Raw genomic sequence first — 12,036 nt, forward strand, 5'->3', positions numbered from 1 at the left:
GACGTTACCTAAAAACCTAAAGGTGAGAAGTAAAAATGTCTAAACCATTTGTCTGGCAGGAACTCTTTGTTCAGAGTAAAGATAATACAGAATATGAATTACTCACTAACCAATACGTTACGGTAACTGAGTTAGACGGAGAGGAAGTGATCAAGGTGGCGCCTGAGGCGTTAACCTTGTTGGCACAGCAGGCATTTTATGAAGCGTCCTTTTTCCTGCGCGCCGGACATTTGAAGCAAGTAGCCAGCATTTTGCACGACCCGCAGGCCAGCAGTAACGATAAATATGTCGCACTTCAACTGCTGCGCAATGCGGAAGTTTCCGCCAAAGGCGTACTGCCCAACTGCCAGGATACCGGCACCGCAACGATTGTTGCCAGCAAAGGACAGCAGGTCTGGACCGGCGGCGATGACGCGGAAGCATTAAGCAAAGGCGTGTATACCACCTTCACGGAAAATAACCTGCGCTATTCGCAAAATGCCCCGTTGGATATGTACACCGAGGTCAATACCCAAACGAACCTGCCTGCGCAAATCGACATCAGTGCAACTCCGGGTAACGAATACCGCTTCCTGTTCGTCAATAAAGGCGGCGGCTCGGCCAACAAAGCGGCGCTGTATCAAGAAACCAAGTCCATTCTGCAGCCAGAAAAACTCACCGCCTTCCTGATCGAGAAAATGAAATCACTGGGCACCGCTGCCTGTCCGCCGTATCACATTGCGTTCGTCGTGGGCGGGCTCTCTGCCGATCAATCGCTGAAAGTGGCTAAGCTGGCTTCAACAAAATATTACGATAACCTGCCAACCAGTGGCAACGAACTGGGTCAGGCGTTCCGCGATACCGCACTGGAGACGGCGTTGCTCAATGCCAGCCGCGAGTTTGGTATTGGCGCACAGTTTGGCGGTAAATACTTCGCGCACGACATTCGCGTCATTCGCCTGCCACGCCACGGTGGCTCCTGCCCTATCGCCATGGCCCTCTCCTGCTCTGCAGACCGCAATATTAAAGCCAAAATTAATAAGCACGGTATTTGGCTGGAGAAACTTGAACATAATCCGGGAAAATTTATTCCCGATTCTCAGCGCGTAGAAAACAGCGGTCAGACCGTACAACTGAATCTGGATCGTCCGCTGCGCGAGATCATGCAGGATCTGTCCGTACTGCCGATTGGCACCCGACTGTCACTCAGCGGCCCAATTGTCGTTGCCCGCGATATCGCCCATGCCAAGATCAAAGAACGTCTGGATAACGGCGAACCGATGCCGGAATACATGAAAAATCACATTGTGTATTACGCCGGTCCCGCCAAAACGCCTAACAATCTGGCCTGCGGTTCAATGGGCCCCACTACCGGCGGGCGCATGGACGGTTATGTCGATGCTTTCCAGGCAGCAGGCGGCAGTTTGATCATGTTGTCAAAAGGCAATCGCAGCAAGCAGGTGACCGATGCTTGTCAGAAGCATGGTGGATTTAACCTTGGCAGCATCGGCGGCGCAGCGGCCCTGCTGGCCCAGCAGTATGTGAAGAGCCTGCATTGTCTTGAATATCCTGAACTGGGTATGGAAGCGGTGTGGATGATGGAAGTGAAAAATATGCCCGCCTTTGTATTAGTGGATGACAAAGGCAACAACTTCTTTAGTCAGTTTGAGCAGCAGCATCGCTGCACAACCTGCCCTGCAGGACATTAAGGAGCAACAATGGAAGTGCGAGCCAATGACGACAGGCACCGCCAGCGTCAGCAGAAACTGAAAGATCAGGTTGATACCCGCGTGGCGGCGGCAACGGAAAAGAAAGGGATTTTGATTGTCTTCACCGGCAACGGTAAAGGAAAATCCACTGCCGCCTTTGGTACCGCGACGCGCGCGGTCGGCCATGGAAAAACCGTTGGCGTCGCGCAGTTTATTAAAGGCCAGTGGGATAATGGCGAATACAACACGTTACAACCGCTCGGCGTTGAATTCCATATTATGGGCACCGGCTTCACCTGGGAAACCCAGAACAAGGAAGCGGACATTGCGGCAGCAACGGTGGTCTGGCAGGAAAGTAAGCGCATGCTCGCCGATGCGCACTACGATCTGGTCGTACTGGATGAACTGACGTATATGTTGGCGTATCACTATCTGGATACTCAGGAAGTGATCGCTGCCATCGAGAATCGTCCAGCCGAACAGAGCGTAATTGTCACGGGCCGCGGATGCCACACGCTTTTACTGGAACTTGCCGATACGGTCAGTGAGATGCGTCCGGTCAAGCACGCGTTTGATAGCGGTATTCAGGCACAAGTTGGGATTGACTGGTAGGAAAAACACGCTGGCCTACAATATTGTAGGCCGGCGTTGTCATCACGTCACTGACACCACAGATTTACCGAGTAACCAGTTACGGAAAGTCTGTAAATGCGGAGATTCCGCCTTCTCTTCACGCCACGTCATAATGAACCGGTTGCCGGTACGCATCGGGACATCGCAGGGAATCACCATATCACCGCAGTCCAGATCGTGCTGAATAGCAAATCGGGGTAACAACGCGACGCCCAAATTCGAGCGTACCGCCGCGATCAGCATCGAGAGCAAATCAAAGCGCGGACCTTTATTGACTAACGGACTGCTGACATCAGACAACGCAAACCATTCCTGCCAGCCTTTGATACGCGTACTTTGGTGCAACAGAGGAAACTCATTCAGCAGATCGGTTACCGCCAGCTTGCGATCGGCTTCGTTCAGCAGGCATCTGCTGCATACGGGTAAAATTTCCTCTTCGAAAAGGTACTCGACCCCAGACCATGGCGAGTAAAAATCTTCCCGCATGATTGCCGCGTCGTATTCGCGATTGAGAAAATCGCCGATATTCGCCAAAGAGTGAATATTAACGATAATATCAGGGTTAAGTTTATTGAACTCACGTAAGTTAGGAATCAGCCAGTGCGTACTAAACGTAGGATTAACCGCCAACTCAATAACCTGCACGGTCGGTTGCCAGGTCATTATGGTGGTGGTGTCACGTTCCAGTTTGTTAAGCGTTTCCTTGACGATAGTTAAATAATGCTTCCCTGCCGCATTTAAGAAAATTCGCTTTTTGGCATGATTAAATAGCGCTGTATTTAGAAAGTCCTCCAGCGCATTCACCTGGCGAAAAACAGCACTTTGTGTCAACGCAAGCTCTTCTGCTGCCCGGGTATAACTTTCGTGACGCGCAACTACTTCAAAAGTTACCAGCAACTCCGTCTTCGGTATTTTTCCTCTCATAACCTCTTCCATATGCAGCGTACAAAATAAGTTTAATTTATAAAATAAATTTCATTACACCCAGACAAGCATCGAAAGTTATATTTTATTTTGTCCATTGATGTCATTGATCCAATCCATGATTTACTCACACTGAGGCGGATAAATATTAACCAATAATACGCAAGCCGGGCAGTAAACACAATTTAAATAAGGTTAAATATGGGCAAATAGTGCTTATAAGTTCTTAATAATTTTTCAAATGATCTTGTTTATTGCAGAAAAAACTATGCGAGTTTAATCAATATTATTGCTGCGATATTTTAGGATAATTTAGTGTTATAACCACCCGGCAAACGACTGCTTTTAATCATTCCTTGATGTAGTTTCTGCCATTCTAATGTTAGACGTGATAAAGGACACAATGTGAAAACTTTCGGAAAGGTCTGGCTCGTTGGCGCCGGTCCCGGTGATATATCGTTACTCACCCTCAAAGCAATGATGTGCATTAAGCAAGCCGATGTCATTATTTACGACAGGCTGGTCAATCCTAAAATTTTGGAATGGGCGGTACCTGATTGCAAGCTCATCAATGTCGGCAAAAATCCGGGCTTTCATTGTGTGCCACAGGATGAAATCAACGCGCTGCTGGTCCAGTATGCTGAAACCCATCACCATATCGTGCGCTTAAAAGGCGGCGATCCTTACGTGTTTGGCCGGGGGGCTGAAGAAGTTGAGGACCTCGTGGAAATCGGCATACCTTTTGAAGTCGTACCCGGCATCAGTTCCACTATTGGCGGCCTGACCTGCGCCGGTATTCCAGTCACGCATCGCGATTATGCTTCAGGATTTCACGTGGTCACCGGTCATACGCGTGAAGGAAATCAGCAGCAGGACTGGCGTCAGCTGGCCAAACTCAACGGTACGCTGGTTATCGTGATGGGGATCGCCAATCTGGCGTTTATTTGTGAAGAGTTGCTCATGGGGGGAAAATCTGCCGACACCCCCGCCGCTATTATCATGTCCGCTACGCGGGAGAATCAGCGCCGACTGACTTGTACATTGGGGTCATTACTGAACAAAGCGCAGGAAGCGAACATCGTGCCACCCGCGCTGATCGTTATCGGTGAGGTTGTGACCCTAAGCGACAGACTGTCTTTTATTCCTGCAGCCCTCGCGCTACCGGAAAGCTTCTACTGCGAAAGTCTCGCGTGACGAAAAGACTGGGGTGACGTTTGATGCGCCGCCCGGAAAACACGGCAAAAGTAACTAGTTTGCGCGTACTGAAGTTTCCGGGCAATGCTGTCTATTGAATGCACAGGATCATGCAATAATTCGCCCGCTTTTTGCATTTTCTTCTGATTCACCCATGTTTTAAAATTCACTCCCTGACGTTTCTTAAAGAAGCGGCTAAAATAGTTAGCACTCAAACATACATGCGCTGCCACGGATTCAAGAGATAGCTCACTATATAAATTCTCATCAATATAACGTAGCGCTTCCATGAGTTTCTTTTCATGCCGGGAAAGCTCAGTAAAATAAATCTGCGGGGCGCTTACTTTAGGGTTATTAACCATTTCATCTACCGTATTCTTTCGTTCATAATTATTAACAATAAAGTTCAGTAAGTTTGCCGACGCGGTCAATATATTATTATCCACAACAATCACGCGATCCCATGCAGCCTTTATTTCAGGGTCGTTCATCCATTGTGATTGCTCATCTATAACTATCGTTTTATATTCCTGATATTTGGCTCGTACTTGGCCACAGATAATAAAACCGCAAAGATTCCCTTCATTAATGAGTGGCATTGAGAAGAGGCTTAATCCTGCATAACAGCAGAGTATTCTTGGTTTTAGCTGTTTTAACCCTTCAAAAGCGCAATACTTATCACACTTTTGACAACTCGCTCGGTACTGTTCATTGGTACGCATGAGTGTACAGAATGCGTTAAAATTATGGCAATCCGATATCACCTTGCCTGTAACATCAATCACTACCGTCGCTAATCCTGTCGCTCTGGCAAAAACATCGGCGATGGAGAAAAAACACTGTAAGTCGTCATCCTTAATTTTCAGCGGCACGCCATCCTCCGGCAATGTTGATATTAAAGCCGGTAATATGCAGAATTTAGTCTAAAGAAAGAATGATGCTGACCGCAAAAAATAATCTCATTTGTGAAGATGATTGTGATCAAATTTCAAGATAGTGGATTGCAGAAAATAAAAAAGGCCATCATCAGATGGCCAACCATGTCGAAACGGGAACAGCCCTTGACCATATTGATAGTCAGGGCTGTTTTTTTACTTATTACTTAATCACGGTCTTCAGCGCTTCGCCGATATCAGCCAGGCTGCGTACGGTTTTCACACCAGCGGCTTCCAGTGCAGCGAACTTCTCATCCGCTGTCCCTTTACCACCAGAGATAATCGCGCCCGCATGACCCATACGTTTACCTTTCGGCGCGGTCACGCCAGCGATGTAGCCGACAACCGGTTTGGTCACATGATCTTTAATGTAGGCTGCGGCTTCTTCTTCCGCGCTGCCGCCGATCTCACCGATCATGACGATCGCTTCGGTTTGCGGATCTTCCTGGAACAGCTTCAGAATGTCGATAAAGTTAGAACCAGGGATTGGATCCCCACCGATGCCCACACAGGTGGACTGGCCGAAACCGTAGTCAGTGGTCTGCTTAACCGCTTCATAGGTCAGCGTACCGGAACGGGAAACGATGCCCACTTTGCCCGGTTTGTGAATGTGACCCGGCATGATACCGATTTTGCATTCGCCCGGGGTGATAACGCCTGGGCAGTTCGGGCCAATCATACGCACGCCTGCTTCATCCAGCGCTACTTTCACGGTCAGCATATCCAGCGTCGGAATACCTTCGGTGATGGTGATGATCAGTTTGATGCCCGCGTTGACAGCTTCCAGAATGGAGTCTTTGCAGAACGGTGCCGGTACGTAGATAACTGACGCAGTCGCGCCGGTCGCTTCTACCGCTTCACGTACGGTGTTGAACACCGGCAGACCCAGATGGGTGGTGCCGCCTTTGCCCGGCGTAACGCCGCCGACCATTTGTGTACCGTAAGCAATCGCTTGTTCTGAGTGGAATGTCCCCTGGCTGCCGGTGAAGCCCTGGCAGATTACCTTGGTATCTTTATTAATTAAAACGGACATTATTTCCCCTCCACTGCGGCAACAACCTGCTGAGCTGCATCCGTCAGACTTTTCGCTGCAATAATATTCAGGCCGCTGTCAGCCAATTTTTTCGCGCCGAGTTCGGCATTGTTGCCTTCCAGACGGACAACAACAGGTACGTTAACGCCCACTTCCGCTACCGCGCCGATGATACCGTCAGCGATCAGGTCGCAACGTACGATACCGCCGAAGATGTTAACCAGAACGGCTTTAACATTGTCGTCAGAAAGGATGATTTTGAACGCTTCGGTCACGCGTTCTTTGGTCGCGCCGCCGCCAACGTCGAGGAAGTTAGCCGGTTCGCCGCCGTGCAGCTTAACGATGTCCATGGTGCCCATCGCCAGGCCCGCGCCGTTAACCATGCAACCGATGTTGCCATCCAGCGCAACGTAGTTCAGCTCCCACTGTGCTGCCTGCGCTTCACGCGGATCTTCCTGAGACTGGTCGCGCATTTCGCGCAGGTCAGCCTGGCGGAACAGTGCGTTGCCGTCAGCACCCAGTTTGCCGTCGAGGCAAATCAGGTCGCCTTGCTTGGTGACAACCAACGGGTTGATTTCGATCAGCGCCAGGTCACGCTCAAGGAAGATGGTCGCCAGACCCATAAAGATTTTGGTGAACTGCTGAACCTGTTTACCTTCCAGACCCAGTTTGAATGCCAGCTCACGTCCCTGATACGGCATTGGGCCCGCCAGCGGATCCAGTGCGACTTTGTGGATCAGGTGCGGGGTTTCTTCCGCGACTTTTTCGATTTCCACGCCGCCTTCGGTAGAGGCCATAAAGACCACGCGACGGGAGCTACGGTCAACCACAGCGCCGAGGTAAAGTTCTTTACCAATATCGGTCGCAGCTTCAACCAGAATCTGATTTACCGGTTGGCCATTGGCGTCCGTCTGGTAAGTGACCAGACGTTTACCCAGCCAGTGTTCAGCAAAAGCGCGAATGTCTTCTTTGCTGTTAACGACCTTCACACCGCCCGCTTTACCGCGGCCACCAGCGTGAACCTGACATTTTACTACCCATGGACCTGCGCCGATTTTAGAGGCAGCTTCTTCGGCTTCACGCGGAGTAGTACAGGCATAACCCACCGGTGCCGGTAAGCCATAGCGGGCAAAAAGTTGTTTTGCCTGATATTCATGTAAGTTCATGTGTTCTGTCCATCCTTCAGGTAATCGTTATCTTATAACCCGTAGGCCTGATAAGGCCGCAGACCTACGGGGCAGGTGATACTCTTTATAGTTACACGTCTAACAGCAGACGCGTTGGATCTTCCAGCAACTCTTTAATGGTCACCAGGAAGCCCACTGACTCACGACCATCGATCAGACGGTGGTCATAAGACAGCGCCAGATACATCATCGGCAGGATTTCAACCTTGCCGTCTACCGCCATCGGCCTGTCTTTGATGGCATGCATACCCAGGATGGCGCTCTGCGGCGGGTTGATGATCGGCGTAGACATCAAGGAACCGAACACACCACCGTTAGTGATAGTGAAGTTCCCGCCCGTCAGATCCTCGACCGTCAACTTGCCGTCGCGACCTTTCACTGCCAGTTCTTTGATATTTTTCTCGATGTCAGCCATACCCAGCAGGTCAACATTGCGCAGAACCGGAGTCACCAGGCCGCGCGGCGTAGAGACCGCCATGCTGACATCAAAGTAGTTGTGATACACCACGTCATCGCCATCGATAGAGGCGTTGACTTCCGGGAAGCGTTTCAGCGCTTCAACCACGGCTTTCACGTAGAACGACATAAAGCCCAGACGGATACCGTGACGTTTTTCAAACGCATCACCGTACTGCTTACGCAGATCCATGATTGGCTTCATGTTGACTTCGTTGAAGGTCGTCAGCATCGCGGTGGAGTTTTTCGCTTCCAGCAGACGCTCGGCCACGCGTTTACGCAGACGGGTCATCGGAACACGTTTCTCACCACGCGCACCCAGTGCAGGTTGAGCGGCAGGTGCGGCTGCCGGTGCTTTGGCTTCCGCTTTCGCTGCCGGAGCTTTAGCCAGATGTTTTTCAACATCTTCACGAGTGATGCGGCCGCCGACGCCGGTACCATTAATGGCGCTGGCTTCGAGGTTATGCTCACCCAGCAGGCGACGAATCGCCGGGCTCAGGGCATCGTTATTCTGCTCGGAGAGCGAGGCCTGCTGGCGCTGCGCCGGAGTAGAATCTTTTTCTTCAGACTTGGCGCTGGTCTCTTTCCCGGCGCTGTTACCTTCACGCAGGCGACCGAGGATCTGGCGAGACGTGACGGTTGTCCCTTCATCTTCCAGAACCGCATCAAGAATACCGTCCGCTGATGCCGGTACTTCCAGTACCACTTTGTCAGTTTCGATTTCTACCAGCACTTCATCGCGCTTAACGCTATCGCCCGGTTTTTTATGCCAGGTCGCTACGGTTGCGTCAGCCACAGATTCAGGCAGGTCGGGAACAAGAATATCTACGCTACTCATTATTTATCCTTTATTTAATCGACGTTCAGCGCGTCATTTACCAGATCTTGTTGCTGCTTCTGGTGAACGGACATATACCCTACTGCCGGTGAGGCAGAGGCCGGGCGACCTGCGTAACGCAGAGCAGACCCAAATGGAATCACTTCACGGAAATGATGCTGGCTGCAGTACCATGCGCCCTGGTTGAGCGGCTCTTCCTGGCACCAGACAAAATCATGTACGTGAGCGTACTGTTTCAACACGTCCTGCATCGCTTTATGCGGGAACGGATAAAGCTGTTCGATGCGCACAATGGCAACATCTTTCTGACCATTCTTGCGGCGTTGCTCCAGCAGGTCGTAATAAACCTTACCAGAACACATTACAACGCGCTTCACGCCTTTCGGATCCAGTTCATCAATCTCGCCAATGGCTGGCAGGAACGCACCGTTAGCCAGTTCGTCCAGCGTGGACACCGCCAGCGGATGACGCAGCAATGACTTCGGTGACATCACCACCAGTGGACGGCGCATACCGCGCAGCGCCTGACGACGCAGCATGTGGTACACCTGAGCCGGGGTAGACGGGACGCAAACCTGCATGTTCTGCTCGGCGCAGAGTTGCAGATAACGTTCCAGACGCGCGGAGGAGTGCTCCGGACCCTGACCTTCATAGCCGTGCGGCAGCAGCATCACCAGACCACACATGCGGCCCCATTTCTGCTCGCCAGAGGAGATGAACTGGTCGATAACCACCTGTGCGCCGTTGGCGAAGTCGCCAAACTGTGCTTCCCAGATGGTCAGCGTGCGCGGCTCAGCCGTGGCGTAGCCGTATTCAAATGCCAGCACTGCTTCTTCAGACAGAACGGAGTCCCATACGCGGAACGTGCCCTGACCGTTATGCACGTGCTGCAATGGGGTGTAGGTTGAACCGTTCGCCTGGTTGTGGATCACCGCATGGCGGTGGAAGAAGGTCCCGCGACCGGAGTCTTCGCCCGACAGACGAACCGGAATGCCTTCGTCTACCAGCGTGGCGTAGGCCAGATTCTCAGCGCCACCCCAGTCGAACAGCTTCTCGCCGGCAGCCATTGACTGACGGTCACCGTAAATCTTGGCGACGCGCGACTGCATTTCAACCGCTTCAGGTACGGTACTGATGCGTTTTGCCAGTTCCTGCAAACGCTTCATTTCAACCTTGCTCGGGTAGTTCTCATCCCAATCGTGGTTGAGGTACGGTGACCAGGTGAAGGAGTGCATGTTCATTGGACGCCACTCTTTCACCACGCATTCACCCGCATCTAACGCATCACGATACAGGTTGACCATTTCGGTCGCGTCTTCCAGCGTAACAACTTTATCGGTTTCCAGTTTGTCAGCGTAGATTTTGCGCGGCGTCGGGTGTTTTTTGATTTTCTGATACATCAGCGGCTGGGTTGCGCTCGGCTCGTCGGCTTCGTTATGGCCGTGACGGCGGTAGCACACCAGATCAATGAACACATCGCGTTTAAAGGTATTACGGAAATCCAGCGCCAGACGCGTCACGAAAGCGACCGCTTCCGGGTCATCCGCATTGACGTGGAAAATCGGCGCCATCACCATCTTACCAATGTCGGTGCAATACGGCGTGGAACGCGCATCCAGTGGGTTAGAGGTGGTGAATCCGACCTGGTTGTTGATAACGATACGAACGGTGCCGCCGACTTCGTAGCCGCGCGCTTTCGACATGTTCAGGGTTTCCTGAACCACGCCCTGCCCGGTTACCGCTGCGTCACCGTGAATGGTGATCGGCAGAACTTTATTGCTGCTCGGCTCATCCAGTCTGTCCAGACGCGCACGAACGGAACCGATAACCACCGGGCTGACGATTTCCAGGTGCGACGGGTTAAACGCCAGCGCCAGGTGAACGAGACCGCCTTCGGTTTCGATATCCGATGAGAAGCCCATGTGGTACTTCACGTCACCGGTACCGAGGTGTTCTTTATGTTTGCCCGCAAATTCGTCGAACAGTTCTTGTGGACGTTTACCCAGCACGTTCACCAGCACGTTCAAACGACCACGGTGCGCCATGCCCAGAACCACTTCACGCGTGCCGCTGTTGCCGGCATGGCGAATCATCTCTTTGAGCATCGGAATTAACGCATCGCCGCCTTCCAGCGAGAAGCGTTTAGCACCCGGGAACTTGGCCCCCAGGTAGCGCTCCAGACCTTCTGCTGCGGTCAGTTCACTGAGGAAACGTTTTTTCTCTTCGCCACTGAACGCCGCGCGACCGGATTCGATACGCTGTTGAAGCCAGCGTTTCTCTTCGGTGCTGGTGATGTGCATGTACTCGGCGCCAATCGGGCCGCAGTAAGTTTGCTTCAGTGCTTCCAGTAACTCGCCCAGCTTCATCGTATCTTTGCCACCGGCAAAAGAACCGACGTTAAAGCTTTCCTGAAGATCGGCTTCGGTCAGATCGTGGAAAGACGGATCCAGATCGGCCACGTTTTCTTGCTGCCACAGTCCCAGCGGATCGAGATTCGCATGCTGATGGCCGCGGAAACGGTATGCGTTGATGAGCTGCAGGACTTTAACCTGCTTCACATTGGCATCAGGGTCGGAAATAGAAGAAGAGTAACGTGGGGTAGCCAACGCCTGACGACGGAAATAATCACGCGTTTTTGAATGGAGTTGATCCGGTTTGACTCCGGTACCAGGTAACTGCTGGAACGTCGAACGCCAGTTAGCATCTACCGAGTCAGGGTCGGTTAAGAAGTCTTCATAGAGCTGTTCTATCCAACTCTGGTTCGAACCAGAGAGGTAAGAAGAGTCCAACCAGGCTTTCAAAGCGCTGTTCTGCATCGTGATCCCTTAAGCATCTTTTCTGCTTATTTAATACTCTAAATAGTTCACGTTTCAGGAAGGCGGCAAGCTTGCGAATCCCTGGGAGCTTACAGCCAGTAAGTGACCGGGGTGAGCAAGTGCAGCCAACGCACATGCAACCTGAACTATGACGAGTATTTCGCCGTGGATACTACCACGCATACGCGTATGCGTGCCGGGGTTCACTTGCGAGCTCTTTTTGTTTGGCTCGCGAAGGAACCTTTAAAAACTGTCAGAGATAAGAGGCAGTTTTTAGAGGTTTCCTGCATTAACGATTTGCCTGATGGCGCTTCACTTATCAGGCCTACAGG

The 12,036-nt window shown here is 51.7% G+C and carries 9 protein-coding genes; 3 read left to right on the forward strand and 6 right to left on the reverse strand.

Features of this window, described 5'->3' with window-relative positions:
• Positions 1-35 precede the first annotated feature (35 nt).
• Together AC3ITF_RS15545 and cobO are read left to right on the forward strand one after the other, a co-directional pair.
• On the forward strand, positions 36-1,688 hold the full coding sequence (locus AC3ITF_RS15545) for a class I fumarate hydratase (protein WP_181625122.1): 1,653 nt from the start codon (positions 36-38) through the stop codon (positions 1,686-1,688).
• A 9-nt stretch (positions 1,689-1,697) separates the two neighbouring features.
• Complete coding sequence (gene cobO / locus AC3ITF_RS15550) at positions 1,698-2,300, forward strand: cob(I)yrinic acid a,c-diamide adenosyltransferase (RefSeq protein ID WP_137362413.1); 603 nt, start codon at positions 1,698-1,700, stop codon at positions 2,298-2,300.
• Positions 2,301-2,342: 42 nt separating this feature from the next.
• Here cobO and AC3ITF_RS15555 read toward each other — a convergent pair whose 3' ends face one another.
• Positions 2,343-3,245: a LysR substrate-binding domain-containing protein gene (locus tag AC3ITF_RS15555; RefSeq protein ID WP_117342257.1), complete on the reverse strand. Its 903-nt coding sequence runs from the start codon at positions 3,243-3,245 to the stop codon at positions 2,343-2,345.
• Between the two features lie 405 nt (positions 3,246-3,650).
• Here AC3ITF_RS15555 and cobA point away from each other — a divergent pair, with 405 nt between their 5' ends.
• A complete protein-coding gene (gene cobA / locus AC3ITF_RS15560; protein ID WP_146717153.1) occupies positions 3,651-4,439 on the forward strand; it encodes a uroporphyrinogen-III C-methyltransferase in 789 nt (262 codons plus the stop codon).
• Here cobA and AC3ITF_RS15565 read toward each other — a convergent pair.
• The 5 genes from AC3ITF_RS15565 to sucA all read right to left on the reverse strand — a co-directional run bounded on the left by AC3ITF_RS15565 (position 4,418) and on the right by sucA (position 11,704).
• Positions 4,418-5,311 (reverse strand): PocR ligand-binding domain-containing protein, encoded by an 894-nt coding sequence (locus tag AC3ITF_RS15565; RefSeq protein WP_174360651.1) that lies wholly within the window; start codon positions 5,309-5,311, stop codon positions 4,418-4,420. The genes cobA and AC3ITF_RS15565 overlap by 22 nt on opposite strands.
• A 226-nt stretch (positions 5,312-5,537) precedes the next feature.
• Positions 5,538-6,407: a succinate--CoA ligase subunit alpha gene (sucD, locus tag AC3ITF_RS15570; protein ID WP_115259045.1), complete on the reverse strand. Its 870-nt coding sequence runs from the start codon at positions 6,405-6,407 to the stop codon at positions 5,538-5,540.
• Positions 6,407-7,573 carry an ADP-forming succinate--CoA ligase subunit beta gene (sucC, locus tag AC3ITF_RS15575; RefSeq protein WP_096757838.1) on the reverse strand — a complete coding sequence of 389 codons (1,167 nt, stop codon included), beginning with the start codon at positions 7,571-7,573 and terminating at the stop codon, positions 6,407-6,409. The genes sucD and sucC overlap by 1 nt, the downstream gene beginning before the upstream one ends.
• Positions 7,574-7,664: 91 nt before the next feature.
• On the reverse strand, positions 7,665-8,888 hold the full coding sequence (odhB, locus tag AC3ITF_RS15580; RefSeq protein WP_117342254.1) for a 2-oxoglutarate dehydrogenase complex dihydrolipoyllysine-residue succinyltransferase: 1,224 nt from the start codon (positions 8,886-8,888) through the stop codon (positions 7,665-7,667).
• Positions 8,889-8,902: 14 nt separating this feature from the next.
• Positions 8,903-11,704: a 2-oxoglutarate dehydrogenase E1 component gene (gene sucA / locus AC3ITF_RS15585; RefSeq protein ID WP_117342253.1), complete on the reverse strand. Its 2,802-nt coding sequence runs from the start codon at positions 11,702-11,704 to the stop codon at positions 8,903-8,905.
• Positions 11,705-12,036: the final 332 nt, after the last annotated feature.

The sequence above is a fragment of the Citrobacter sp. KH_055_1 genome, assembly GCF_057838705.1.